General features: G+C 70.5%; 24 protein-coding genes, 1 tRNA gene and 2 pseudogenes. 20 read left to right on the forward strand and 7 right to left on the reverse strand.

All coding sequences use genetic code 11. The features are described 5' to 3' along the window. Nucleotides 1–110: 110 nt before the first annotated feature. From OHO83_RS24985 to OHO83_RS25005, 5 genes are read left to right on the forward strand one after another with little or no spacing between them, the layout of a single operon-like run. A complete protein-coding gene (locus OHO83_RS24985) occupies nt 111–647 on the forward strand; it encodes a flavin reductase family protein (RefSeq protein WP_266671873.1) in 537 nt (178 codons plus the stop codon). Next, nucleotides 644–2116, forward strand: coding sequence for a 4-hydroxyphenylacetate 3-hydroxylase family protein (locus tag OHO83_RS24990; protein WP_266671871.1), 1473 nt, complete (start codon nt 644–646; stop codon nt 2114–2116). The genes OHO83_RS24985 and OHO83_RS24990 overlap by 4 nt, the downstream gene beginning before the upstream one ends. Continuing rightward, nucleotides 2113–2535: a RidA family protein gene (locus OHO83_RS24995; RefSeq protein ID WP_266671869.1), complete on the forward strand. Its 423-nt coding sequence runs from the start codon at nt 2113–2115 to the stop codon at nt 2533–2535. The genes OHO83_RS24990 and OHO83_RS24995 overlap by 4 nt, the downstream gene beginning before the upstream one ends. Further along, the gene (locus OHO83_RS25000) at nt 2532–3209 is read left to right on the forward strand and encodes a DUF1028 domain-containing protein (RefSeq protein ID WP_266671867.1); all 678 of its coding nucleotides are present in this window, start codon (nt 2532–2534) and stop codon (nt 3207–3209) included. The genes OHO83_RS24995 and OHO83_RS25000 overlap by 4 nt, the downstream gene beginning before the upstream one ends. A 5-nt stretch (nt 3210–3214) precedes the next feature. Further along, entirely contained in the window at nt 3215–4363 is a 1149-nt protein-coding gene (locus OHO83_RS25005; protein WP_266671865.1) for a M20 family metallopeptidase, read from the forward strand. On the opposite strand, the gene OHO83_RS25010 is transcribed toward OHO83_RS25005, so the two are convergent. Then, the gene (locus OHO83_RS25010; protein ID WP_266671863.1) at nt 4341–4955 is read right to left on the reverse strand and encodes a TetR/AcrR family transcriptional regulator; all 615 of its coding nucleotides are present in this window, start codon (nt 4953–4955) and stop codon (nt 4341–4343) included. The two genes, OHO83_RS25005 and OHO83_RS25010, sit on opposite strands and share 23 nt — an antisense overlap. Before the next feature lie 115 nt (nt 4956–5070). Here OHO83_RS25010 and OHO83_RS25015 point away from each other — a divergent pair, with 115 nt between their 5' ends. From OHO83_RS25015 to OHO83_RS25030, 4 genes are all read left to right on the forward strand, one after another. Then, entirely contained in the window at nt 5071–6534 is a 1464-nt protein-coding gene (locus OHO83_RS25015; protein WP_266671861.1) for an aldehyde dehydrogenase, read from the forward strand. Nucleotides 6535–6617: 83 nt separating this feature from the next. Beyond that, entirely contained in the window at nt 6618–7970 is a 1353-nt protein-coding gene (locus OHO83_RS25020) for an aminotransferase family protein (protein WP_266671859.1), read from the forward strand. Nucleotides 7971–8056: 86 nt separating this feature from the next. Further along, nucleotides 8057–9625, forward strand: coding sequence for an APC family permease (locus OHO83_RS25025; protein ID WP_266671857.1), 1569 nt, complete (start codon nt 8057–8059; stop codon nt 9623–9625). Between the two features lie 61 nt (nt 9626–9686). After that, entirely contained in the window at nt 9687–9836 is a 150-nt protein-coding gene (locus OHO83_RS25030) for a hypothetical protein (RefSeq protein ID WP_266671855.1), read from the forward strand. Between the two features lie 89 nt (nt 9837–9925). Here OHO83_RS25030 and phoU read toward each other — a convergent pair whose 3' ends face one another. Then, on the reverse strand, nt 9926–10609 hold the full coding sequence (phoU, locus tag OHO83_RS25035; RefSeq protein ID WP_266671853.1) for a phosphate signaling complex protein PhoU: 684 nt from the start codon (nt 10607–10609) through the stop codon (nt 9926–9928). A gap of 189 nt (nt 10610–10798) precedes the next feature. Between phoU and OHO83_RS25040 the strand changes: the two genes are divergently transcribed. Both OHO83_RS25040 and OHO83_RS25045 read left to right on the forward strand, forming a co-directional pair. Next, nucleotides 10799–12076, forward strand: a complete 1278-nt coding sequence (locus OHO83_RS25040; RefSeq protein WP_266671851.1) for a sensor histidine kinase — start codon at nt 10799–10801, stop codon at nt 12074–12076. Then, nucleotides 12073–12753, forward strand: coding sequence for a response regulator transcription factor (locus OHO83_RS25045; RefSeq protein ID WP_018527980.1), 681 nt, complete (start codon nt 12073–12075; stop codon nt 12751–12753). The genes OHO83_RS25040 and OHO83_RS25045 overlap by 4 nt, the downstream gene beginning before the upstream one ends. A 92-nt stretch (nt 12754–12845) precedes the next feature. Here the strand turns inward: OHO83_RS25045 and OHO83_RS25050 are convergent, their stop codons facing one another. Next, on the reverse strand, nt 12846–13490 hold the full coding sequence (locus OHO83_RS25050) for a DUF461 domain-containing protein (RefSeq protein WP_266671849.1): 645 nt from the start codon (nt 13488–13490) through the stop codon (nt 12846–12848). 675 nt (nt 13491–14165) lie between these two features. Here OHO83_RS25050 and OHO83_RS25055 point away from each other — a divergent pair. The 7 genes from OHO83_RS25055 (at nt 14166) to OHO83_RS25085 (ending at nt 20921) form a co-directional block, all read left to right on the forward strand. Next, complete coding sequence (locus OHO83_RS25055; RefSeq protein WP_003953493.1) at nt 14166–14648, forward strand: CarD family transcriptional regulator; 483 nt, start codon at nt 14166–14168, stop codon at nt 14646–14648. A gap of 292 nt (nt 14649–14940) precedes the next feature. Next, a complete protein-coding gene (ispD, locus tag OHO83_RS25060) occupies nt 14941–15684 on the forward strand; it encodes a 2-C-methyl-D-erythritol 4-phosphate cytidylyltransferase (RefSeq protein WP_266671847.1) in 744 nt (247 codons plus the stop codon). Beyond that, the gene (gene ispF, locus OHO83_RS25065; RefSeq protein ID WP_266671845.1) at nt 15674–16168 is read left to right on the forward strand and encodes a 2-C-methyl-D-erythritol 2,4-cyclodiphosphate synthase; all 495 of its coding nucleotides are present in this window, start codon (nt 15674–15676) and stop codon (nt 16166–16168) included. The genes ispD and ispF overlap by 11 nt, the downstream gene beginning before the upstream one ends. 74 nt (nt 16169–16242) lie before the next feature. Beyond that, a complete protein-coding gene (locus tag OHO83_RS25070; RefSeq protein WP_266671843.1) occupies nt 16243–16647 on the forward strand; it encodes a PPOX class F420-dependent oxidoreductase in 405 nt (134 codons plus the stop codon). 92 nt (nt 16648–16739) lie between these two features. Next, nucleotides 16740–18140 carry a cysteine--tRNA ligase gene (gene cysS, locus OHO83_RS25075; protein WP_266671841.1) on the forward strand — a complete coding sequence of 467 codons (1401 nt, stop codon included), beginning with the start codon at nt 16740–16742 and terminating at the stop codon, nt 18138–18140. Between the two features lie 85 nt (nt 18141–18225). Further along, nucleotides 18226–19170 (forward strand): 23S rRNA (guanosine(2251)-2'-O)-methyltransferase RlmB, encoded by a 945-nt coding sequence (rlmB, locus tag OHO83_RS25080; RefSeq protein WP_266671839.1) that lies wholly within the window; start codon nt 18226–18228, stop codon nt 19168–19170. A gap of 92 nt (nt 19171–19262) precedes the next feature. Beyond that, on the forward strand, nt 19263–20921 hold the full coding sequence (locus tag OHO83_RS25085) for a DoxX family protein (protein ID WP_266676454.1): 1659 nt from the start codon (nt 19263–19265) through the stop codon (nt 20919–20921). Between the two features lie 74 nt (nt 20922–20995). Here the strand turns inward: OHO83_RS25085 and OHO83_RS25090 are convergent, their stop codons facing one another. The 3 genes from OHO83_RS25090 to OHO83_RS25100 all read right to left on the reverse strand — a co-directional run bounded on the left by OHO83_RS25090 (nt 20996) and on the right by OHO83_RS25100 (nt 23611). Next, on the reverse strand, nt 20996–21748 hold the full coding sequence (locus OHO83_RS25090; RefSeq protein WP_266671837.1) for a nucleotidyltransferase family protein: 753 nt from the start codon (nt 21746–21748) through the stop codon (nt 20996–20998). Nucleotides 21749–21791: 43 nt separating this feature from the next. Beyond that, complete coding sequence (locus OHO83_RS25095; RefSeq protein ID WP_116512325.1) at nt 21792–22247, reverse strand: hypothetical protein; 456 nt, start codon at nt 22245–22247, stop codon at nt 21792–21794. Nucleotides 22248–22471: 224 nt separating this feature from the next. Next, nucleotides 22472–23611, reverse strand: coding sequence for an ABC transporter ATP-binding protein (locus OHO83_RS25100; RefSeq protein ID WP_266671835.1), 1140 nt, complete (start codon nt 23609–23611; stop codon nt 22472–22474). 219 nt (nt 23612–23830) lie between these two features. Here OHO83_RS25100 and OHO83_RS25105 point away from each other — a divergent pair. Next, nucleotides 23831–23908 (forward strand) — tRNA-Thr (locus tag OHO83_RS25105). A gap of 44 nt (nt 23909–23952) precedes the next feature. Here the strand turns inward: OHO83_RS25105 and OHO83_RS25110 are convergent. Further along, nucleotides 23953–24330, reverse strand: a pseudogene (locus tag OHO83_RS25110) (tyrosine-type recombinase/integrase); the annotation flags it as partial. 10 nt (nt 24331–24340) lie between these two features. Between OHO83_RS25110 and OHO83_RS25115 the strand changes: the two are divergent. Continuing rightward, a pseudogene (locus tag OHO83_RS25115) lies at nt 24341–24598 on the forward strand (calcium-binding protein); the annotation flags it as partial. Between the last annotated feature and the right edge of the window lie 1135 nt (nt 24599–25733).

Genomic DNA, 25733 nt, shown 5'->3' on the forward strand with positions numbered 1-25733 from the left:
AGCTATCTTCAAAACAGATCCAGTAGCACGAAAAGATCTGTTGTACGGATGCAGGCTTCCCCTCGCATAGTGGTCGCACCACAGCCCACTCGCTCCGAGGGAGGCCGCTCATGACCATTGCTCCGGACCAACTCCTCACATCCCGCCAGGACTTCGTGGCCGCGATGGGGAACGCCGCGACGGGCGTGACCGTTGTCTCCACAGAAGGACCGGCCGGTCGCTTCGCCCAGACCGTGTCCGCCATGTGCTCCGTCTCCGCCGACCCGCCCTCGCTGCTGGTCTGTGTGAACGAGCGGAGCCCCCTCGCCGCGGCCGCCGTGCGCAACGGCGTCGTCGCCGTGAGCGTCCTCGCCACCGGCCAGGCCCACGTCTCGGACGTGTTCGCGGGCCGCCCCGCCCAGGGCAGCGGCCCGTACGACTTCGACTGCGCCGAGTGGGACGTGCTCGCCACCGGCGCCCCCGTCCTGCGCGGCGCGGCCGCCGTCTTCGACTGCCGGCTCGCCGACTCCGTCACGCGGGGCACCCACCAGGTCCTGTTCGGCGCCGTCGTCGCCTCCGCGGCGTCCGGCGCCCACCCGCTCGTCCACCACGCCCGTACGTACGCCACCCCGAGCCCCCTCAACTCCCTCAAGGAGCACGGCGCATGATCCGCACCGGAGACCAGTACCGCGAGTCGATCCGCGACGGCCGCGACGTATGGATGAACGGCGAGAAGGTCACCGACGTGACCACGCACCCCGCGTTCAAGCCGCTGGTCGACATACGCGCCCGCATCTACGACATGGCGCACGACCCGGCGACCCGGGACTCCATGACATACGAGGACGCGTCGACCGGTGAGGTCAACGCGATCCAGCAGAAGCCGCCGCGCACCCGCGAGGACTGGGACGCGAAGCGGGCAGCGACGGACGCCGTGCTGAGCGATGTCGGCGGGGTCGTCACGCGCGTCGGGGACGAGACGATCGGCGAGGTCTGGTCGCTCATCGACGGCCAGGACGTCCTCAACGCGATCAACCCGGCGTACGCGGAGAACGTCAAGCGGCACATCGACCACGCGCTGTACGCCGACCCCTTCCACGTCTCGGCGAACACCGACCCGAAGGGCGACCGCTCCAAGCGCCCCCAGGACCAGGACCCGGACATGCTCCTGCACGTCGTGCGGGAGACGGACAGTGGCATCGTCGTGCGCGGCGCCAAGTACGAGACGGCCGCCGCCTACTCGAACCAGGCGTTCACGAAGCCGACGATCGCGAACTGGGGCGACTCCGAACTCTCCGACTACGCCCTCGGTTTCATCGCCGACATGGGCTCGCCGGGACTGAAGTACATCTGCCGTACGGGCTTCGCCGGCACCAAGCCGCCCGCCGACTACCCGGTCTCCAGCCGCTTCGACGAGGTCGACACCCTGGTCGTCTTCGACGATGTCGAGATCCCCTGGGAGAACGTCCTCTTCTACCGGGACACCAAGGCCGCGACCTTCATCCGCGCCACGCTCCACCGCTACAGCGCGTTCGCGTTCACGCAGCGCAACCTGCGGCTCGCGGACCTGATGATCGGCGCCGCGCTGTGGAACGTGAAGCAGACGGGCCTGGAGAAGCAGCAGGCCGTACAGGAGAAGCTGGCGACGCTGGCCTGCTACCGGGAGGGCATCAACGCGCACCTGACCGCGTCGATCGCGATGGCCGAGCCCAGCCCCGGCGGGCTCCTCATGCCGAACCAGTCGCTGCTGTACACCGGCCGCGTCCTGGCCTGCTCGCAGCTGCACGAGATGATGCACATCGCGCGCGAGCTGTGCGGCGGGCAGATCTGCATCACGCCCGACAAGGCGTCCTTCGACCACCCGGACACCAAGCCGTGGCTCGACAAGTTCTACTCGATCAACGAGCACTGGGTCGCCGAGGACCGCCGCAAGCTCCTCGCGTACGCCCGTGACCTGCTCAACTCGGACTACGCGGGCCACCGGCTGACCTTCCAGCTCTTCGCGCAGTCCCCGCCGTTCGCGCACCTCGGCGCGGTGTACCGCAACTTCGACTGGGAGGGCCCGCTCGACCTGGTGAAGGACGCGGCCCGCCTCAGCGACAACGTCCTCGGCACCCTCGGGAGGAAGGCCAAGTGACGACCCACCGGCGCATCCGCCCCTTCAACACGGCGGACACCTATCCCGAGCAGGACCTGTCCAACGACCTCGCGCAGGCGGTCGTCGCCGACGGCACGGTGTATCTGCGCGGCCAGATCGGCCAGGATCTCGACACCCGCGAGAACGTCGGCGTAGGGGACGTCGGCGCCCAGGCCGAGAAGGCCATGGCGAACATCGCGACGCTCCTGGAGGAGTCCGGCAGCCGCCTCGACGACATCGTCAAGATCACCGTCTATCTGACGGACATCCGCTTCCGCGAGCCCGTCTACCGCGTCATGGGCCGCTGGCTGAAGGGCGTCCACTACGTCTCCACGGGCCTGGTCGTCTCGGCGCTCGCCCGTCCGGAGTGGCTCGTCGAGATCGACGCGACGGCCGTCATCCCGAAGGAGCGCCGATGACGTTCTCGATCGCCGCGCGGTGCCCGCGCACGGGTCGGTTCGGGGTGGCCGTCACCTCGTCCTCGCCGGCCGTCGCCGCGCGCTGCGCACACGTACGGCCCGGAGTGGGCGCGGTCTGCTCCCAGAACGTCACCGACCCGCGCCTGGGCACCCGCCTGCTCGACCTCCTGGAATCCGGGGTGCCCGCGCAGGCGGCCGTACGCGAGGTGGCCGCCCAACCTCACGCTCAGTGGCGGCAGTTGTCGGCCGTCGGCGCCTCCGGTCCCGGCGCGGTCTTCTCGGGCGCGCGGACCCTCGGCACGTACGCCGAGGCGGTCGGCCCCGACGCCGTGGCCGCGGGGAACATCCTGTCGGGCCCCGGGGTCCCCCGGGCGGTACTCGACGCGTTCACGGGCGCGGATCCGCAGGCTCCGCTGGCCCGGCGCCTCGTCGACGCGCTGGCCGCGGGTGCGGCGGCGGGCGGCGAGGCGGGCCCCGTCCACTCGGCCGGGCTTCTCGTCGTCGACGCACAGCAGTGGCCGGTGACGGACCTGCGCGTCGACTGGACCGAGGGCGACCCGATCGCGGAGCTCGCGGACCTGTGGAAACTGTGGGAGCCACAGCAGGAGGCGTACGTACAACGGGCGCTCGCCCCGGACGCGGCACCGAACTACGGCGTGCCGGGGGACGAGTGAGGCCCGTGCGCGAGGCGGTCGCGAAGGCGGCGCCCGAACTCCTCGCCCTGAGCCGTCGCATCCACGCGAACCCCGAGGTGGCGTGGGAGGAGGAGAAGGCGGCGCGCTGGACCGCGTACGCCCTCGACGACCTCGGCTACGAGGTCGTGACCGGCACCGCGGGTCTGCCCACCGCCTTCACCGCCACCGTCGGCAGCGGCCCGCTCCATCTCGCGATCTGCGCCGAGTACGACGCGCTGCCCGGCCTCGGCCACGCCTGCGGGCACAACGTCATCGCGGCGGCCGCCGTGGGCGCCGCGGCCGGACTGGCGCCTGTGGCGGACGAGCTGGGCCTCAAGGTCACCGTCTTCGGCACTCCGGCCGAAGAGGGCGGCGGCGGCAAGATCCTCATGCTGGAGCGCGGCGCCTTCGACGGGGTGCACGCGGCGATGATGGTGCACCCCGGTCCCGCGGACGTCGCCGAGGCCGACCCGTACGCGGTCGCGCACCTCAAGGTCCGCTACCACGGCAAGGCGGCGCACGCGGCTGCCTATCCGGAGCGGGGCCGCAACGCGGCGGACGCCTTCACGATCGCCCAGGTCGCCATCGGACTCCTGCGCCAGCAGCTCCCGTCCTCCACGCGCGTGCACGGCATGGTGACGCGCGGCGGGGAGGCCCCGAACGCGATCCCGGAGCTGACGGAGGGCCGCTGGTACGTGCGCGCGGGCAGTCTCGAGGAGCTGTCCGCGCTCCAGCCCCGCGTCGAGAAATGCTTCGAGGCCGGCGCCCTGGCCTCGGCCTGCGATCTCGAAATAGAGCCGGAGTCCCGCCCGTACTCGGAGTTCCGCAACGATGCCGCGATGCTGGCCGCCTACCGGCAGGCGGCCGGATCCCTCGGCCGTACCTTCGACAGCTCCGGATCCCCGGAGGCCCGGATGAACCGGGCCTCCACGGACATGGGAAACGTCTCCCGCGTCCTGCCCGCCATCCACCCCTACCTGGGCATCAACTCGCTGCCCGCGGTCAACCACCAGAAGGAGTTCGCGGCGGCGTGCGTCACCCCGGACGCGGACCGGGCGGTCCTCGACGGCGCGCTGGGCATGGCGCTCACCGCGGTGGCCCTCGCGGGCGACGACCGGGAGCGGGCCCGGCTCACAGCTCCGGGCAGCCGGTGACGGTCCGCGCGTAGCCGAGGAGCAGGCGCCGGGCGACGTCCGGCGTCAGCTCGGCGTTGCGGCTGACGATGTGCAGCCCGTAGCCGTCCTCCAGTGCGACGAGGTTGCGCGCGAGGTCGGTGACGGGCTCGGTGAGCGTGAACTCCCCGACGGCCGATCCGACTTCGAGCACCGTCGCGTACAGGGCGACCTCGCGTGCGAAGAGCGACGCCATCAACGTCGCGTGCCCGGAGCTGCGGTCGGCGCGCCGGTGCAGCTCGAAGAGCAGTCCGTGCACGGCGTCCCCCGAGCCGCCCGGCAGTCCGCTCCCCACGAGGGCCCGCAGCCGTGCGGCGGCCCCGGTCGCCCCGTCCACGGCCCCCTGCCGCGCGGCCAGATAGCGCTCCACGGCGCCCCGGTGCACTTCGAGGACCAGCTCGTCCATCTCCGGGTAGTAGTACAGAACCGACCCCGCGGACATGCCCGCCTCGGCGGCGATGTCCTTGATGCGCAGCCCCTCCAGGCCCCGCTCGGCGATGGCGCGCCCCGCCGCGTCGACGAGGGCCTCGCGGCGCGCCGTCTGGTTCTTCGGTCTCCCAGGCTTGTTCCCCATGGGTTAATTCTCTGTTACTCAGTTCAAATAAATCAAGTTCCTTGCGTCCAGGGCATTGACGGCCCGGCACCCCATTGTTTGAATCCGGTCTCAAAGAAGTAGAGGGAGCCGCCGCATGACCACCTACGCAGACTGGCAGCGCCGAGCAGCCGAACTGACGCCACGCACCAGGGCGTTCATCAACGGCACATGGACCGAGGCGCGGTCCCAGGCCACCTTCCCCACCGTCGACCCGGCCACGGGCAAGGTCACGGCACACGTCGCCCGGGGCGAAGCGCCCGAGATCGACGCGGCGGTCCGCGCGGCCCGCACGTCCTTCGAGGACGGCCGCTGGTCCCGCGCCGACCCCGCGGCCCGCAAGCGCGTCCTGCTCGGGCTCGCCGAGCTGATCACCGCGAACGCGCAGGAGCTGGCCCTCCTCGACACCCTCGACATGGGCAAGCCGATCGCCGAGTCGTACGGCACGGACGTGCCCGGTGCGGCCGGCGTCTTCGCCTGGTACGCGGAGGCCGCGGACAAGCTGTACGACGAGATCGCGCCGACGCCCCCGGGCAATCTGGCGACGGTCCGCAGGACACCGCTGGGTGTGGTGGGCGCCGTGGTCCCGTGGAACTTCCCGCTGGACCTGGCGAGTTGGAAGCTGGCGCCGGCCCTCGCGGCGGGCAACAGCGTCGTCCTCAAGCCGGCGGAACAGTCTCCGCTGTCGGCCCTGCGCCTGGCCGAACTGGCGGCGGAGGCGGGTCTCCCCGACGGCGTACTGAACGTCGTCCCCGGCATGGGAGACACGGCGGGCCGGGCCCTCGGCCTGCACAAGGACGTCGACACCCTGGTCTTCACGGGCTCGACGAAGGTCGCCCGCCTCTTCCAGTCCTACGCCGCCGAGTCGAACATGAAGCAGGTCTGGCCGGAGGCGGGCGGCAAGAGCCCGAACGTGGTCTTCGCCGACGCGGACCTGGACGCGGCGGCAGAGCGCGCGGCCTGGGGATTCGCGTACAACGCCGGCCAGGTCTGCTCGGCCAACACCCGCCTCCTGGTGGAGAGTTCGATCGCCGAGGAGTTCACGGCCCGCGTCGCGGAACACGCGGCACGCTTCGTGCCGGGCGACCCCCTGGACCCCGACACGAACCTCGGCCCGCTGGTGGACGAAGCCCAGGCCATTCGCGTCCTCGGCGCGATCGAGGCATCGGACGGCAAGGTGATCACGGGCGGCACACGCGACGGCGCGTACCTCACGCCCACGATCGTCACCGGCCTGCGCCCCGACGCACCCCTGGCGAGCGAGGAACTCTTCGGCCCGGTCCTGACGGTCCACCCCTTCACCACGGAGGCAGAGGCGGTACGGACCGCCAACGACTCCCCGTACGGCCTTGCGGCCTCGCTGTGGACGAGGGACCTGGCCCGCGCCCACCGCGTGGCGGACGCCCTGCACGCCGGGACGGTCTCGGTGAACACGGTCGACGCGCTGAGCCCGCTCACGCCGTTCGGCGGCTTCAAGCAGTCGGGCCACGGCAGGGACCTGTCGCTCCACTCCCTCGACAAGTACACGGGCCTGAAGACGACGTGGATCACCTACGCGTGAACCCGGACCCGCAACCGGGCCCGACGGCGACCGCCCGGACGGCTCCCCGACCTTCCGCACGACCTCCCGAAGGGACGAACACCATGACCCTCACCCCCGCACAGCAGCTCGCCGCCACGGACCGGGCGCACATCATCCACCCCTACCTCCCCGGCACCGCCGAGGAGCGCGTGGTGATGGCGGAGGGCAAGGGCTGCCGCCTCACCGACGCGGAGGGCCGCAGCTACCTCGACGCGACCGGCGGGCTCTGGCTCGCCCAGGTCGGCCACGGCCGCAAGGAGATCGCGGACGTCGCGCACGCGCAGATGCAGCAGCTCGAATACTTCACGAGCTTCTGGGAGTTCTCGAACGACAAGGCGATCCACCTGGCCGAACGCCTCGCCACGCTGGCTCCCGACAACCTCAACCACGTCTACTTCACGTCGGGCGGCTCGGAGGGCAACGAGGCGGCCATCAAGATGGCCCGCTACTACCACCACCGCCGGGGCGAGGGCTCCCGCACCTGGATCCTGGCCCGCGACAAGGCGTACCACGGCATCGGCTACGGCGGCGGCTCGGCCACCGGCTTCCCGGTCTACCACGAGGGCTTCGCCCCGATGATGCCGCACGTCAGCCACCTGACGCCCCCGTGGCCGTACCGCACGGAGCTCTACGGTGACGCCGACCCCACCGACTTCCTGATCGCCGAACTGGAGGGCCGCATCGCGGAGATCGGCGCCTCCAACATCGCGGCGATGATCGGCGAGCCCATCATGGGCGTGGGCGGCATGCTGGTCCCGCCGGCGGACTACTGGCCGCGCGTACGCGAGGTCCTCGACCGGCACGGCATCCTCCTCATCTTCGACGAGGTGGTGACGGCGTACGGCCGCGTGGGCGAATGGTTCGCGGCCCAGCACTTCGACGTGAAGCCGGACATCATCACGACGGCCAAGGGCATCACGTCGGGCTACACACCGCTCGGCGCGCTCCTGGTCTCCGACCAGGTGACCGAGGCGCTGCTCCAGGACCACGGCTTCCCGATGGGCTACACGTACAACGGGCACCCGGTGGCGGCGGCCGTGGCGCTCGCGAACCTCGACATCATCGAGCGGGAGAACCTCCTGTCGCGCGCCGTCACGATGGGCGAGTACCTCCACCACCAGCTCACCGACGCGCTGGGCGACCTGCCGATCGTCGGCGAGATCCGCTCGGTCGGCATGATGCTGGCGGTGGAGCTGGTCGCGGACCGTGAGACCCGCGCCCCCCTCCCCATGAACCCGGCCTGCATGCCGCACGACGTGATCCGCAGGGAGACGGGCGTCATCGTCCGCGACTCGGCCCACAGCCTGGTCCTGTCCCCGCCGCTGATCATGACGGAGCAGGAGGCGAAGGAGGCGGCGACGGCGATGCGCTCGGTCCTCGAACGCACGACACCGGCGGGCGACATCACCAAGTAGCCCCCGGGGCCCTTCCCCACGAACCACCGAGCGCCCCCAAGCCACCCGCACCGTCCCACCCGTCCCCAGCTCACGAGGACACAGACGTGCCCGACTACAAAGAACAAGCAGCACCTCCACCCGGCACGACCACCCCCGCGGACGCGGAAAGCAGCCGCGCCCCCGCGGACCCGGACAGCACTCCCCTCTCCACCCCCAACCTCCACAGAAGTCTCCGCCGCTTCGACATCACGGCGATGGCGGTGGCCGCGGTGATCTCCTTCGACACGGTGGGCCAGATCGCGACGGGCGGCGGAGAGGCGGTGACGTGGACGGCGGTCATCGCGGTCGCGTTCCTCGTCCCGTACGCGCTGCTCTTCGCGGAGACCGGCGCGGCCTTCCCCCAGGAGGGCGGCCCCTACGTCTGGGTGAAGCTGGCGTTCGGCCGGCTGACGGCGGCGATCACGACGCTCTTCTACTGGGTGACGAACCCGATCTGGCTGGGCGGCTCGCTCGTGTTCCTCGCGGCCCAGACCTGGGACGGCTTCGTGTTCCGCCTGGGCCAGGGCACGTTCGCGGACTACGCGTTCAAGACGGTGTTCATCTGGACGGCGATCCTCACGGCCGTGGTCTCGCTGCGCAAAGGCAAATGGATCACCACGGCGGGGGCGGCGGCCAAGGTCCTCGCGCTCACCGTGTTCACGGCGACGGCAGTGGCGTACGGACTGGAGCACGGCTTCCAGGGGCTGACAGGAACGGCGGACCACACCACCGCCACCTTCACCCCCACGACAGCCGGCTTCCTGGCGCTCGTCCCGGTACTCCTCTTCGCGTACGTGGGCTTCGAGGCCCCGAACGCGGCGGGCGAGGAGATGCACAACCCGCAGCGCGACGTCCCCACGGCCCTCGGACGCTCCGCGGCGATCGCGGCGGCCTGCTATCTGCTCCCCGTCCTGGCGATCCTCTCCGTGGTCCCGCCCGGCAAGGTGACCGGCATCGGCGGCTTCATGGAGGGCGCCCAGACCATCTTCACGATCTACGGAGGCGCAAGCGGCGCACTCCTGAAGGCGATCGCGCTCCTCTTCGTCTTCGCGCTCCTCACCCAGGGCAGCGCCTGGATGATCGTCAGCGACCGGATGCAGGCGATGGCGGCGGCGGACGGCGGCTTCTTCAGCCGCAAGCTGGGCGCGTTCCACCCGGCGCTGGGCACACCGGTACGCACGAACCTGCTGTCGGGGGCGATCGCGACGGTGTTCATGGTGGCGGCGATGCGGCTCGCGGACGGCGACGCGGCGGCGGTGTTCTCGGTCGTCCTGACCGTCGCGGTGACGACGCTGCTGCTCTCGTACCTGACGGTGATCCCGGCCCTGGCGGTCCTGCGCCTGCGGCACCGGGACGTGCCGCGCCCGTACCGCGTCCCCTTCGGGACGAAGGGGTTCATGATCTGCGCGGCGCTGGTCTACGCGTGGATCCTGACCGGCTCATGGGCGGCCCTGTTCCCGGGCACGCTGGAGGCGCTGCTGGGCATCACGTACGACTTCCACGACACGTGGGGGGTGTCGCGGACGGCGTTCGAGGCATTCACGCTGGGCACGGTGGTCGCCCTGCTGCTCATCGGAACCATCGGTCACGCGGTGGCCGGAAAGGCGAACACCCGCGCGCGTGTGCGCCGTTGACGCGCCCGTCGGGCTGGGCATGAACTGAGGGACAGGCAGTTCGCCCCGAGGAGGGAACACCATGGCCGAGTCCCCCACCCCCGAAGCCGTCGTAGAGCAGCCCACGGAAGTCGCGCAGCCGCACCGGCTGGTCCTGCTAGGCGCCTGCGGCTGCGGCTCGGGCTGCGGCTGCGGCTGCCAGTCGGGCGCGCCGTGCCAGTGCGGCGGCTGATCGGGCCGACATGACGGAACAGGACGGGGGCCCCGCACCACACAGGTGCGGGGCCCCCGTCCGGCAGGTCACCCCGAGAGGCGGCCGGCTCAGCTGCCGTCGACGGGCTGCGGCTGCGGCGCCTGGAGCTCGTCGGCGTGCTCACCGGTCACGAGATACACCACACGCTTGGCCACGGAGACCGCGTGATCGGCGAAGCGCTCGTAGTAACGGCCCAGCAGCGTCACGTCCACGGCGGTCTCGATGCCGTGCTTCCACCGGTCGTCCATCAGATGCTGGAACAGCGTCCGGTGCAGCTGGTCCATCTCGTCGTCGTCCTGCTCCAGCTGGAGCGCGAGGTCGACGTCCTTGGTGATGATGACCTCGGCGGACTTCGCCATGAGCCGCTGCGCGAGCTGCCCCATCTCCAGGACGGTCGCGTGGAGGTCGTGCGGAACGGCCTGGTCCGGGAACCGCAGCCGGGCGAGCTTGGCGACGTGCTGCGCCAGGTCACCGCTGCGCTCCAGGTCCGCGCTCATCCGCAGCGAGGTCACGACGATCCGCAGATCCGTGGCGACGGGCTGCTGGCGCGCGAGCAGGGCTATCGCCCTCGCCTCCAGGTCATGCTGCAGATCGTCGACCTTCTGATCCGCCGCGATGACACTCTCGGCCAGCTTCAGGTCGGCGTCGAGCATGGCCGTGGTGGCGCGCCCGATCGCCGACCCGACAAGGCGGGCCATCTCGACCAGGCCCTCGCCGATCGAGTCAAGTTCCTCGTGGTACGCGTCACGCATACAACTGTCCCTCTCACTCACTGCGTGGGGCTGCTGTGCCCCACGCTCCCACGTTCGGCCCTGTACGCGTCCGTTTCCGTCACCTCAAATGAATCACCCCTGTATCCAAGGTGAACTCTGGGCGACGAGTGTTCGAGCTACCACTCGGACGGCTGTGGGCAGCGCTTGCGAGGCGCATAACCTGGGGGCATGGACGTGAACGCGGCGGTCGCCGCAGCGGCAGCGATCGCCGGGGTGTGCACCGGCGTGATCGCCATGCTGGCGTTTCGCTGGAGCGAACGCGACCAGAAACGCCCCACCCGTACTTCCCTGCACACGGACCCGGTCCTTCCGCCCGGCGTCGACACCGTCCTCTCCGTACTGCGCTCCTCCGCCGTCGTCCTGGACGAGGCGGACAGCGTCGTCAAGGCCAGCTCGGCGGCGTACGCCCTCGGCCTGGTCAGAGGCGGCAAGCTGGCCGTGGAGCCGATGCTCCTCATGGCCAGGGACACCCGCCGTGACGGAGAGATACGGCAGGTCGAGCTCGACCTGCCCCGCCGCGGCACCGGCCGCGGGGACGCCCTCGCGGTCTCCGCACGGGTGGCCCCCCTCGGCTCCCGCCTGGTCCTGCTCCTCGTGGAGGACCTGACGGAGGCCCGGCGCATCGAGGCGGTCCGCCGCGACTTCGTGGCGAACGTCAGCCACGAGCTGAAGACCCCGGTCGGCGCGCTCAGCCTCCTCTCCGAGGCGGTCATGGACGCGTCCGACGACCCGGAGGCGGTGGAGCGCTTCGCAGGCAGGATGCAGATCGAGGCGACCCGCCTGACGAACCTGGTCCAGGAGCTCATCGACCTGTCCCGGGTGCAGAACGACGACCCGCTGGAGGACGCCGAGCCGGTCCGCGTCGACGAACTCGTCGCCGAGGCGATCGACCGCTGCCGCCACCAGGCCGGCACGAAGCAGATCACCATGGCCGCGGGAGGCACGGCGGATCTCCAGATCTGGGGCAACCGCGGCCAGCTCGCCGCGGCTCTCGGCAACCTCGTCGAGAACGCCGTCAACTACAGCCCGGCCCGAACCCGCGTGGGCATAGCCGCGCGCCGGGTCAGCGCACCCGGCGGAGACCTCATAGAAGTGGCGGTCACCGACCAGGGCCTCGGCATCTCCGACAAGGACAAGGAGCGCATCTTCGAGCGCTTCTACCGAGTCGACCCGGCCCGCTCCCGGGCCACCGGCGGCACGGGCCTCGGCCTCGCCATCGTCAAGCACGTGGCTGCCTCGCACGGCGGGGAAGTCACCGTATGGAGCTCCGAAGGCCAGGGCTCCACGTTCACCCTGCGGCTGCCGGAGGCAGGCGCGACCCGCGACCGCGGCCCAGGACACGTAGGCGGCGACGCATACGGACACCACGACGGCAACGACGCCGTCGGGCCCGACGAGACAACCGCATACGACCCCATTCCTGCCGCCCCGGAGGTCCTTCCGTGACCCGAGTGCTCGTCGTCGAGGACGAGGAATCCTTCTCCGACGCCCTGTCGTACATGCTTCGCAAGGAGGGTTTCGAGGTCGCCATCGCGGCCACCGGACCGGACGGACTCGACGAGTTCGAGCGCAACGGCGCCGACCTCGTCCTGCTCGATCTGATGCTGCCGGGCCTGCCCGGCACCGAGGTCTGCCGCCAGCTGCGCGGCCGGTCCAACGTCCCCGTCATCATGGTGACCGCCAAGGACAGCGAGATCGACAAGGTCGTGGGCCTCGAGATAGGAGCCGACGACTACGTCACCAAGCCCTTCTCGTCCCGCGAGCTGGTCGCCCGCATCCGCGCCGTCCTGCGCCGCCGGGGCGAGCCCGAGGAGGTCGCCCCGCAGGCCCTGGAGGCCGGCCCGGTCCGCATGGACGTGGACCGCCACGTCGTCACGGTCTCCGGCTCCAAGGTCGACCTGCCCCTCAAGGAGTTCGACCTCCTGGAGATGCTCCTGCGCAACGCGGGCCGCGTCCTGACCCGCATGCAGCTGATCGACCGCGTGTGGGGCGCCGACTACGTGGGCGACACCAAGACGCTCGACGTCCACGTCAAGCGCCTCCGCGCCAAGATCGAGCCCGACCCGGGAGCCCCGCGCTACCTGGTGACGGTGCGCGGCCTGGGCTACAAGTTCGAGCCGTAGACCGCCGGGTCACGGCGGTGACCCAGCAACGGAACGCCGAAGGGCGGGACCCCCACCGGGGGTCCCGCCCTTCGCGATTGCCACGTACGTGCTCAGTGCCCGGCGGCGGGGCTGCCCGAGGCCGACTCGGACGGCGAGACGGAGCCGGACGGGGTGGCCTCCCCGGAGGGCGTCGCGGAGCCGGACGCGGACTCCGACGGCTCCGTGCTGGGCACGGCCGGGATCTCGCTCGGCCCCCACTTCTTGAAGTAGCTCTCGGCCGGCACGACGAACGACTGGATCTTGACGGCGCCCGTGGTGCTGAACGTGAAGGTCAGCGCCCGCACGTCACCGTCGAGGTCGGCGGTGCGGCTGTTGGGCAGCTGCGCGGACGCGTTGCCCTCCCCGCCGAGCACGAGGGAGCCGCCGGCCGGGATCGTCACGGACTTCTTGCCGTCGGCGGCCGACAGCTCGGCCTTCTGGCCGACGCCGTCGAGCACGACCGAGTCGAGGGTCTGGGCCTTGGAGCCATTGTTGAAGAGCGTCGCGGTCACGACGGCCGGACCCGTGGACTTCAGGTCGGGCTGCGTGATCACGGTGGCGTTCTGGATCCGGATGTCCCCGACGGAGGTCTCCGCGTTGTCCGGCTTGACCTCCAGCGTCTGGGCGTTGTTTCCGGCGCCGCACGCGGCGAGCGAGGCGATCGAGAACGCGAGGGCGGCGGCGGCGAGGGTGCCGCGTCGAAGGCTGCTGCTCACGGCGGCGGCAACTCCTTGAACGTGGGCGGTAAGGGTCTGGACGCCCTGGACGGGTGTAAAGCCGCCCTAAGGGTCTGTCAGCGGGCTTAGGTTACCGAGCCGTTCGCGAGCCGCTGCACCCGACCCGCCCCTAGGGGGTTTCGGATGGATCTCGGCACCGGCCGAACTCCCGCTCCGACCGCGGCGCGCACGGCCCGCCCCACCCTTGATCACACCCCCGCCGCCCCCCTCGCCCCCTCTCACCTCACCAAACGTGACAGGCCCCATTGGCCTCCCGTTCACCATTCACATAAGGCCGCGGGGCCGCTCCTGCGGATTTCCGGTAAGGAATGCATGGCGGTACGGAAAATCGATCACCCGCCACGGTGATCAATTCTGGATTCAGGTCGCACGCGTCTCCGACTCACCGAACGGAGTAGCGGAAGTGCAACGCTTCGAACCGCGCAAACCGGGACGTTCAACCCCCTGCGGACCCTTCCAGGTAGGTGTAACGTGCGCGTTTCGGCTCTGCCGAAGAGCCGCTCCCACCTGCGAATACCCCCTTCCGCAGGCCCTCCGCAGCACGTTCCGGTTGTGGTTGTCAAGCCCCGAGATATGCCCTGACCTGCGAAAACGCCATTCAGAAGACGCCGTTTCCGTGTTACCCTGGATAGCCACGGAAGGGGTACCTGTCACATGACGTTCAAGGTTGGCGACACCGTGGTCTATCCCCATCACGGGGCCGCGCTGATCGAGGCTATCGAAACTCGCCAGATCAAAGGCGTGGACAAGACCTACTTGGTGCTGAAGGTCGCGCAGGGTGACCTGACGGTGCGTGTGCCAGCGGACAATGCGGAGTTCGTCGGCGTACGTGATGTGGTCGGTCAGGACGGTCTCGACCGGGTCTTCGAGGTGCTTCGCGCGCCGTACGCCGAAGAGCCCACGAACTGGTCGCGCCGCTACAAGGCAAATCTCGAGAAGCTCGCCTCCGGCGATGTCATCAAGGTCGCGGAAGTTGTCCGTGACCTGTGGCGTCGGGAGCGTGAGCGCGGACTGTCCGCAGGTGAGAAGCGCATGCTCGCCAAGGCACGGCAGATCCTGGTGAGCGAGCTCGCGCTCGCTGAGAACACGAACGAGGACAAGGCCGAGGCCCTGCTCGACGAGGTTCTCGCGTCCTGACGCGTGCCCTGACCGGCACGCGGCTGCGACAAGAAGTCCCGGGCGAAAGCCCAGGCGCATGAATAATGCCGCGGTGCCCGCTGACCCTGATGGTGTCGCCGGGCGCTGCGGCATGTTCGTACCCGCACTTTGTGCCTACGCGTGGCGCCTTACCGCTTGACTCAGTTGGTGTGCCGGGCCCGGGCAGCTGGCTCGACCGGATGTCACGGAAGGGGTCCGGTCAAGGCGTCGCGCCCGGCACTGGTGTTGGCCATACCCACCTCGGTCGAGCACACAAACCTGAACGGAAGCGATGTCTGACGAAACGCGGCCCTCGCGCACCGCGGCCGTGATTCCGGCCGCCGGCCGGGGCGTACGCCTCGGCCCGGGCGCCCCCAAAGCACTCCGCGCGCTCAACGGCACCCCGATGCTCATCCACGCCGTCCGGGCGATGGCCGCCTCGCGGTCCGTCTCCCTCGTCGTCGTGGTCGCCCCGCCCGACGAGGCGTCCGCCGCCGAGGTGAAGACCCTCCTCGCCGACCACGCGCTGCCCGAGCGGACCGACTTCGTCGTCGTCCCCGGCGGCGAGACCCGCCAGGAGTCCGTGAAGCTCGGCCTCGACGCCCTGCCGCCCGGCATCGACGTCGTCCTCGTCCACGACGCGGCCCGCCCCCTGGTGCCCGTCGACACGGTCGACGGCGTCATCGAAGCCGTACGCGAAGGGGCTCCCGCCGTCGTCCCCGCGCTGCCCCTCGCCGACACCATCAAGCAGGTCGAGGCCCGTACCGACGGCGGCCCCGAGCTCGTCGTCGCGACGCCCGAGCGGGCCCGGCTGCGTGCCGTGCAGACCCCGCAGGGCTTCGACCGCGCGACGCTCGTGCGCGCCCACGAGACCGTCACCGACAACGTGACGGACGACGCCGGCATGGTCGAGCAGCTCGGCGAACCGGTCGTCGTCGTGCCCGGGCACGAGGAGGCCTTCAAGGTGACCCGCCCCCTCGACCTCGTGCTCGCCGAAGCCGTACTCGCCCGCAGGAGGGCCAACGATGGGTTCTGAGCCGCCGGTCATCCCTCTCGTCGGCATCGGCACCGACATCCACGCCTTCGAAGAGGGCCGCGAGCTGTGGTGCGCCGGCCTGAAGTGGGAGGGCGAGGGCCCCGGTCTCGCCGGGCACTCCGACGCCGACGTCGTCGCGCACGCCGCGTGCAACGCGCTGTTCTCCGCCGCCGGGCTCGGTGACCTCGGCGCCCACTTCGGCACCGGTCGCCCCGAGTGGTCCGGCGCGTCCGGGCTCACCCTGCTGACCGAGGCCGCCCGCATCGTGCGCGAGGCCGGCTTCACCATCGGCAACGTCGCCGTACAGGTCATCGGTCCCCGGCCGAAGATCGGGAAGCGGCGCGAGGAGGCGCAGAAGGTGCTGTCGGACGCCGCCGGCGCCCCGGTCTCCGTCTCCGGCGCCACCACCGACGGCCTGGGTTTCCCCGGTCGCGGCGACGGCCTCGCGGCGATCGCCACGGCACTGGTCGTCAGGACGGGCTGAAATACCGCTCCTGGGGCGGATGTTGGCGCAGTATCGAGTACTCGTACAGGCATCCCCCCAAGGAGTGAGGCTCCATGTCCGCCCAGCTGTCCGACGAGCTCAAGGCGTTGCTCGACACCCCCGTCTTCATCACCGTCGCCACCATCCAGCCCGACGGGAGCCCGCAGGTGTCGCCTGTCTGGGTGAAGCGGGACGGGGACGACGTGCTGTTCTCCACGACCGTCGACCGGCGCAAGGAGAAGAACCTGCGCCGCGACCCCCGCGTCACCGTCGTCGTGCAGCCCGCCGACAACCCCTACGCCTACGCCGAGATCCGCGGCACCGCCGACCTCAGCACCGAGGGCGGCCAGGAGCTCATCGACGAGCTGTCGCTCAAGTACACGGGCAAGCAGTACGCGGACTTCAATCCCCGCTCCGCCGACGACGCCGCGCGTGTCGTCGTGCGCATCACACCCCGCAAGGTCGTCGGCCGGATCTGAACGGCGGCCTGACACACGTCACAACGTCACGGTTGCGCCCCGTGTCCCCAAGGGGTCGCGGGGCACTGCCTTGGGCCCACTACCCTGGAGGCGTGACTATTCGCCTGCACGACACCAGCGCCCGGAAGATCCGTGACTTCGTCCCGCTGACACCGGGTTGTGTCTCGATCTACCTCTGTGGCGCGACCGTGCAGGCCGCTCCGCACATCGGGCACATCCGGTCCGGCCTCAACTTCGACATCATGCGGCGCTGGTTCACGTACCGCGGCTACGAAGTGACGTTCGTGCGGAACGTCACCGACATCGACGACAAGATCATCAGGAAGGCCGCCGAACAGGGCAGGCCCTGGTGGTCGATCGGGTACGACAACGAGCGCGCGTTCAACGACGGCTACACCGCCCTCGGCTGCCTGCCGCCCACCTACGAGCCGCGCGCCACCGGTCATGTCACCGAGATGGTCGAGATGATGCGCGGCCTCATCGAGCGCGGACACGCCTACGAGGCGGACGGGAACGTCTACTTCGACGTGCGTTCCTTCCCCGGCTACCTGGAGCTGTCGAACCAGGACCTCGACGAACTGCGCCAGCCGTCCGGCGACGGCGAGACCGGCAAGCGCGACCCGCGCGACTTCGCCATGTGGAAGGCCGTCAAGCCCGGGGAGCCCAGCTGGGAGACCCCGTGGGGCCGCGGCCGGCCCGGCTGGCACCTGGAGTGCTCGGCGATGGCCCACAAGTACCTGGGCACCGCCTTCGACATCCACGGCGGCGGCATCGACCTGATCTTCCCGCACCACGAGAACGAGATCGCCCAGGCCAAGGCCTTCGGCGACGAGTTCGCCAAGTACTGGGTGCACAACTCGTGGGTCACCATGAGCGGCGAGAAGATGTCGAAGTCCCTGGGCAACTCGGTCCTCGTGTCCGAGATGGTCAAGGACTGGCGCCCGATCGTGCTGCGCTACTACCTCGGCACCCCGCACTACCGCTCGACCATCGAGTACAGCGAGGAGGCCCTGCGCGATGCCGAGTCCGCGTTCGCGCGGATCGAGGGCTTCGTGCAGCGCGTCGTGGAGAAGGCCGGGGGCGTTGTCGCCCCCGCCGACGAGGTGCCGCCCGCCTTCGCCGAGGCCATGGACGACGACCTAGGCGTGCCGCAGGCGCTCGCGATCATCCACACCACCGTCCGCCAGGGCAACAGCGCCCTCGCCGCCGACGACAAGGAAGCCGCCGTCGCCCGCCTCGCCGAGGTACGCGCGATGCTCGGCGTCCTCGGTCTGGACCCGCTCGACCCGCACTGGGCCGGCGAGACCGACCGCGGCGAGGACCTGCACGGCGCCGTCGACACCCTCGTACGGCTCGTCCTGGAGCAGCGCGAGTCGGCTCGCGCCCGCAAGGACTGGGCCACCGCCGACGCCATCCGCGACCAGCTCGGCCAGTCCGGGCTCGTCATCGAGGACAGCCCGACCGGTCCGCGCTGGACGCTCGGCCCGCGCTGACGACCTGCGCGAATGTGCCGCTCGGGCCTCCGGGCGGCACACTTCATATACGTACGCACATACGCATCACACAGACAGGTAGATCATGGCCGCGAACAACCGCCGCATGTCCGGCAAGAAGGGCGCGCAGGTCGGCAGTGGCGGCCAGCGACGCCGGGGACTCGAAGGCAAGGGCCCCACGCCGCCCGCCGAGATGCGCAAGAAGCACAAGAAGAACCGCATCGCGAACGCCAAGGCCAAGCAGGCCGCCCGCCGCCCCGCCACGCTGAAGAGCCGCGGCGGCAAGGGCACGTCCGAGATGGTCGTCGGCCGTAACTCGGTCGTCGAGGCGCTGCGCGAGGGTGTGCCGGCCTCGACGCTCTACGTCCAGCAGTTCATCGACAACGACGAGCGGGTGCGCGAGGCGCTCCAGCTCGCCGGTGAGCGCGGCGGCATCCACCTGATGGAGGCCCCCCGCCCCGAGCTGGACCGCATGACGAACGGCCTCAACCACCAGGGCCTCGTCCTCCAGGTCCCGCCCTACGAGTACGCGCACCCGGAGGACCTCGCCGCCGCCGCGTACGACCAGGGCCAGGACCCGCTGATCGTCGCCCTGGACGGCGTCACCGACCCGCGCAACCTGGGCGCCGTCGTGCGTTCCGTCTCCGCGTTCGGCGGCCACGGCGTCGTCGTGCCCGAGCGGCGCGCGGCCGGCATGACCGCCGGTGCCTGGAAGACGTCCGCGGGCGCCGCGGCCCGTACGCCCGTCGCCCGCGCCACGAACCTGACGCGCGCTCTCGAGGGCTACAAGAAGGCGGGCATCGCCATCGTCGGTCTCGCGGCCGACGGCGAGCACACCGTCGGTGACCTCGAAGCCCTCGGCGGGCCCGTCGTCATCGTGGTCGGCAGCGAGGGCAAGGGCCTGTCCCGCCTCGTCGGCGAGACCTGCGACTACCGCGTGCGGATCCCGATGCCGGGCGGCACCGAATCCCTCAACGCCGGTGTCGCCGCGGGCGTCGTCCTGTACGAGGCCGCGCGCCGCCGGTCCTGAGCCGGCTGTCCGGGCCGCGACCTTGACGCGGTCCGGACATTTGCACGCGCTCGAGGCAGTGTCCTAAACACACATCACTCGGTTAGATGAGTGTGGACACCAGAACACCCCGCACACCTACGGGGGACCGCTCGCCCGGATTCGGCCCCGGATTCGATTCCGGATTCGACGACGGTCCCGCGCTGAGCATGGTGAAGGTGCCGTGCGATCCCGCGCAGGTCGTCGTCAATCACGCGAGTTTCCGCGTGCAGCTGCCCAGGACGCAGCAGACGCCGTCCCCCCGCATCGCCCGGCACCTGGGCTCGCTGGACCAGACCGCCCGTATCCCCGTCGTCGGCGCGGCCGCCGCGCGCCGCCGCGCCCCGGTCGTCTGGAGCGGCCGGTCCGCGCCCGGTGACCCCGGGGCGACCGGTCTCCTCCAGGCGGCCCGCAGAGCCGGCGAGAGCACGCTGCCCCGGCACGGCTTCGAGGGCGGTGAGGGCGGCGCCACCCAGGTCATCCCGCGCATCGACCTCGACAGCGACCTCAGGGACGACGCCACGGGCGAACTGCCCACGGTCACCGCGCAGGGCACCCGCCTCCTCCCGAAGATGCGCCAGTCCGGCAGCGCCTTCGAAGAGCCGTCGTACGAGGAACCCCCTTACGACGAGGGAGAGTTCGGCGGCGACGAGTACGACGACGGGGACGAGCGGAACGCCTCCCGGCGGCACGGCGCCGACCCGGTGCGGCACGCGTACTACCCCGGCCGCCGGATGAACCTCGGTGTCGTCCTCCTCCCGCTGCGCGTCTTCCTCGGTTTCATCTCCATGTACGCCGGCATGGGCAAGCTCTGCGACCCCGTCTACTTCGACGGCGGCGACCGCGGCTCCATGGTCAAGTGGCTCAACTCGCTGCACCCGTGGGCCCTCGCCGAACCCCTGCGCGACTTCGCCCTCCAGCACCCCGTCGGCGCCGGGCTGTGCATCGCCTTCCTCCAGGTCGTCGTCGGCGTGCTCACCGTGCTCGGCCTCTGGCAGCGCGTCGCGGCCGTCTTCGGCGTACTGCTCTCGGCCGCCCTCATCGTCACCGTCAGCTGGAAGACGGTGCCCGCCTACGACGCGCCCGACATCATCTACCTGGCCGCCTGGTCCCCGCTGATCATCGCGGGCGCGCCCGTCTACTCCATCGACGGACGCCTCGCGGGCGGCGCCTGGCGCCGGCTCGGCCCGCGCGCCGAACTGTGGGAGCTGCGGCGGTACGTGCTGCGCCGCGGCACCGTCGTGACGACCGTCGTCGTCGGCCTGACCCTGCTCATCGGTTCGCTGCTCGGCGGCGCCGTGCGTGACGCGGGCCGCGTCACCGCCCCCGGTCCCGGCGAGGCCCCGCGCAACGAACTGCCCGGCTCCCCGCTTCCGTCGGAGCCCGGCCGCAAGCAGCACCGCTCGCAGAGCCCGTCGGCGTCCAACAGGCCCACGCAGGGCGCCACTTCGGCGAGGCCGTCCGGCGCCGCGAGCTCCCCGGGATCGGCCCCGGCGACGGGCACCGCCAGCGGCGCGGGTCAGCCCAGCCAGACGCAGGGCACCGGCCAGGCGCCCCCGCAGTCGGCCCCGCCGGCCCAGCAGCAGCCTCCGGCGTCCAGCAGCGGGCCCGCCTCCAGCGGCGGTACGGGCACGGGCGGCGGCGCCGGTACCGGTGGGGGCACCGGCGGTTCCGGCGGTGCCGGCGGCGGGGACAAGCCGGGGGGCCTCCTCGGCGGAGTACTCGGCGGCTGACCGCACCCCGTAGAAACCCGAAGGGGCCCGCACACAGCGTGTGCGGGCCCCTTCGGGTTCGGGGAGCGACGGGCTCAACGCCTGGGCGCGGTCAGCTCCTTGGCGGCCTCGGTGAGGTCCTTCGCCGTATCGATGGCCCTCCAGTACGCGCCCTGCGGGATCGGGAACCCGGCCAGACGCTTGGCCCGGGCCAGGTGCGGGAACGTGGTGCGCTCGTGGTCACCACGGTCCGGGAGCAGGCCCGTGAAGTCGGGGGAGAAGACGTAGACGCCCGCGTTGATCAGATACGGGGACGGCGGGGCCTCGACGAAGTCCGTGATGTGACCGAACGCGTCGGTCTCCACAGCGCCCCACGGGATGCGGGGGCGGGCCAGGGCGAGAGTGGCGGTGGCGTCGCGCTCGGCGTGGAAGTCCGCCATCTCGCGCAGCGAGAACCGGGTCCAGATGTCGCCGTTCGTCGCGTACCAGGGACGGTCGGGGTGCGGCAGGTGCGCGGCGGCGTACTTGAGGCCGCCGCCACGGCCGAGGGGTTCCTTCTCGACCACCGTGGTGACGCGCAGGGGGAGTTCGGCGCCGTCGAGCCACTCCTGGAGCACCTCGGCGAGATGCCCGCAGGAGACGACCGCGTCCGTCACGCCCTCTTCGGCGAGCCAGGCAAGCTGATGGCCGATGATCGGGGTCCCCGTGCCGGGGATCTCGACCATCGGCTTGGGCCGGTCGTCGGTGTAGGGCCGCAGGCGCGAGCCCTGGCCGCCGGCCAGGACGACGGCCTGTGTGGGGTGGTGCTGGCTGTGCGTGTGCGGGTCCTGGGCCTGGGCGCTCGTCATGCCCGCACTGTACGTCGGCCCTTCCCGGCCGGCCGTGAGGGCCTCAGCCGCGCGCTGCCGTGGCGACGCCCGTGGCGAACGCGGTGTCGCAGACGGGGCGGGCGAAGGACTGGGCGCGGGAGGGACCGTAGGCCTGCACGGCGGCCCGGCCCAGGGCGCGGGCGATGGAGACGCAGTGCTTGGCGAGGGACGGCCGCTCGTGCATCTCCTGCTGGAGGTGGGTGAGGGCGATACCGGGGTCCTTGTCCTGGAGCTCGAGCAGCAGCTTGTCGCGCAGGACGTCCTGGGGGGCACGCGACTTGGCGCGCGCCGAGACGTTCTGCGAGGAAGCGGTGAGGATCGAGTCCGCTGAACTGCCGGACCAGTTCACTCGGGTGACCGCGAGTGTGCCGGAGAGCACCAGCATCACCGGCAGGACGAGAGCGAGGGTGCGGCCGACGCGGCGGGCGGGGCCCCGGCCTCGGCGCGGCTTCTGGGTGTAGTTGGCGGAGTGCGTCACGCGAGTGAGCGTAGCGGTCGGTGATGATTTGGCGACATTTAGTCACTCGGTCGAGGGATGGGCAATCCGGTTTTGTTTCTCGCGTGTTGACGTACAAGGTTCGAAATGGCGGGTCTGCCGGGGTATTTGTCGACAATGCGGTGTGCGCGGCGGGTGGGGAGCGGCCGGAACGCGGTGGAGCCCCGCACCGAAGTGCGGGGCTCCACAGCGGAACAGGCGGGGCGTCAGTCGGTGAGGCGCTCACCGGTCGACGAGGAGAAGACGTGGGTCTCGCCCGGACGCGGGACGACGTGCAGCTGGGTGCCCTTCTCGGGGACCTGGCGGCCGTTGACCCGGACGACGAGGTCCTTGGCCTCGCCACCGACCTGCGCGGTGCCGTAGACGTAGCCGTCGGCGCCGAGTTCCTCGACGACGTTCACCGAGACGGCGAGGCCGGCGGGGGAGTCCTCGGAGTCCTTGGAGAGGGACTTCGCGGCCTCGGCGCCGCCCGCCTCGACGATGTCGAAGTGCTCGGGGCGGACGCCGACCGTGACGGTGCGGTCGCCGGCGTCGGAGGCGGCCTTCAGCGCCTCACGGTTCACCGGGACGACCGAGTTGCCGAACTTCACGCCGCCGTCGGTGATCGGGACCTCGACCAGGTTCATGGCGGGGGAGCCGATGAAGCCGGCGACGAAGAGGTTGGCCGGGCGGTCGTACATGTTGCGCGGCGAGTCGACCTGCTGGAGCAGACCGTCCTTGAGGACCGCGACGCGGTCGCCCATGGTCATGGCCTCGACCTGGTCGTGCGTGACGTACACCGTGGTGATGCCGAGGCGGCGCTGGAGCGAGGCGATCTGCGTACGGGTCGAGACGCGGAGCTTGGCGTCGAGGTTCGACAGCGGCTCGTCCATGAGGAAGACCTGGGGCTCACGCACGATGGCGCGGCCCATCGCGACGCGCTGGCGCTGACCGCCGGAGAGGGCCTTCGGCTTGCGGTCCAGGTAGTCCGTGAGGTCGAGGATCTTCGCGGCCTCTTCGACCTTCTGGCGGATCTCGGCCTTGTTCACGCCGGCGATCTTGAGGGCGAAGCCCATGTTGTCGGCGACCGACATGTGCGGGTAGAGCGCGTAGTTCTGGAACACCATGGCGATGTCCCGGTCCTTGGGCGGCAGGTGGGTCACGTCGCGGTCGCCGATGCGGATCGCTCCGCCGTTCACGTCCTCGAGACCCGCGAGCATGCGCAGGGAGGTCGACTTGCCGCAGCCGGACGGGCCGACGAGGACGAGGAACTCGCCGTCCTCGATCTCGATCTCCAGGCCGTCGACGGCCGGCTTGGTGGAGCCCGGGTAGATCCGGGTCGCCTTGTCGAACGAAACAGTTGCCATGGCTGTGAAGCCCCCTTCACCGGCAGGAACGTGCCGGACGATCCGAGTAAAGGTGGTGATCCGCCGCGGCTGGTGCCGCAGTGGTTTAGTCCACACGGGTGAACTGTTTCTGGACGGTACCTGTCGAGTGTCGGGTCTGTCAGTAGTCGGAGCGGGGTGATCTTCGACGAAATATTCGACGGGGGGCCGCCCGTCGTTGGTTACACTGCTGAGGCTGCTGCCTCCTTAGCTCAGTCCGGCCAGAGCAACGCACTTGTAATGCGTAGGTCGTCGGTTCGAATCCGACAGGGGGCTCCATCGGAAAGCCCAGCTCAGACAGTGTCTGAGCTGGGCTTTTGCCTCTAGCGAATGCGGCGACGGGCGCGGGAGCGGGCCGCGCGGCGGTCCCCAGTCTCAGTTCTGGTCTCAGTCGCGGGCTCAGGGGCCAGTTGCGGGGCGGGCAGGAAGGCGTCTCCCATGCGGCGCATCGCGTCCTTCGAGAGGTGTGACCTGCCTGTCACGTAGCGCCGTGTCTGGCTGATCTGAGTGTGCCGAAGGATCTCCATGATCGTGGGCATGTCCACTCCCAGCTCGTTCAGGATCGTGCCCGCCGTGTGGCGGCTTCCGTCGTAGAGGCGACGGTCACCGATGCCCGCCTCCGCAAGTAGGTCCTTGAACTCCTCCCAGTCGTCGCGGGGGTCGATGGGGCGGCCATCAGGCCGCGTGAACACGGCCTGATGCTGCGGCAACGACGTGGTCGACGGCCGCGGTGGCAACGACCTCATCTGCGGCGGCGACGGCAACGACGTGCTGTCCGGCGGCGACGGCAACGACCGCATCGAAGGCGGCAACGGCACCGACAACCTGAACGGCAACAACGGCAACGACGCCCTCTTCGGCGGTCCCGGCAACGACGCGCTCTTCGGTGGCCCCGGCGCCAACACCAACGACGGCGGCCCCGGCTCCAACGCCTGCTTCAGCCCCGCCACCGGACCCGGCTGCTTCTGACCCGCACACGCCTCCGACCTGATCGACGAACATCAGAAACGGGCCCCGGCGCATCCCTCGTCGCAGCGGCGACCAACGCACGAGGCCCGTTTCAACGCTTTGTCCATCCGAGGCGAGTAGGCCTGCTCGCACGCGGAGCCGAGTCCAGGGGCAGGCGTACAGCAGTGAAGTACCGCAACCCGGCAGCCGCCCCCGAACGGGGCGCACTCGGGGATTCGGCCACGAAGTCGTGCCAGGCGTGCCGAACCGCGATGCGCCGGACACGCCCTAGTGGGGCCGGCGTGGGCAACGCGCTAGTCCCTCAGGAAACGGCGAGGTCAGACCCGCTCGCCTGTGGGGACTGTAAATCTGCCGCTGGGTGGACGCCGGCGGGACCCTCAAGCGACTGCGGTCATGCCTGATCGCAGACTCACATGGGCTGTCTGTGGGCCAGGACTCTGCGCCCCGACTCGCCCGAGACGCAGATGCCGTCGAAGCGCGGGGCCAGGCCTCAAGGCCCGCCCTACGGTCGATCAAGGTGCTGTCGAGGTCGAAGAGCGCCAGCACGGGGCGACGTACGCGAGCGGCAGAGGCGCTTGGCTTCCTGTTGGCCAACCCGCACCGACCGTGGGTACGGTCCGCAACATCGGCGGAGGCTCGACGAAGCTTGTCGAAGGGCCGTCCGACCGGCCCTAGGCAGCGCTTTTCATCCACGCGATGAGCCGGGCCCACCGGCCATCCTTCGGCCTGCCCGGATTCGGCCCCGGCGGAGTCATCAGCTCCCGCGCGCGTACCGGTTTGCGCTTCCCTGGCTCACACATGCACCGCTGCGCTGTCGGGACGCCGGCGAGTACTTGCTCCACGTGCCCTCCACAGCCCTCGTAGGTCACCTTCCGGCATGACTGGCAGACAGCACGTTGGCACATGGGTCTCCTTCCTTCGCGCCCTCGTTAACGACCAGTAATATCAACAGTTTCGTCACAGCCCAATTCATGCTTTCGCCATAAGTGAAGCCTATGTGCGCACAGCCTCCACGGAAGAATTACTTCTGCACGCAGAAAGGCCGACCATGTGGGCGCGTCACACCCGATATCGCGTGACATTTCGCGCTCGGCGATGTCAAGCGGGTCCGGCCGTGTCCGGAATTGCTTGCGAT

The sequence above is a fragment of the Streptomyces sp. NBC_00569 genome (genome assembly GCF_036345255.1).
GTDB lineage: Bacteria > Actinomycetota > Actinomycetes > Streptomycetales > Streptomycetaceae > Streptomyces.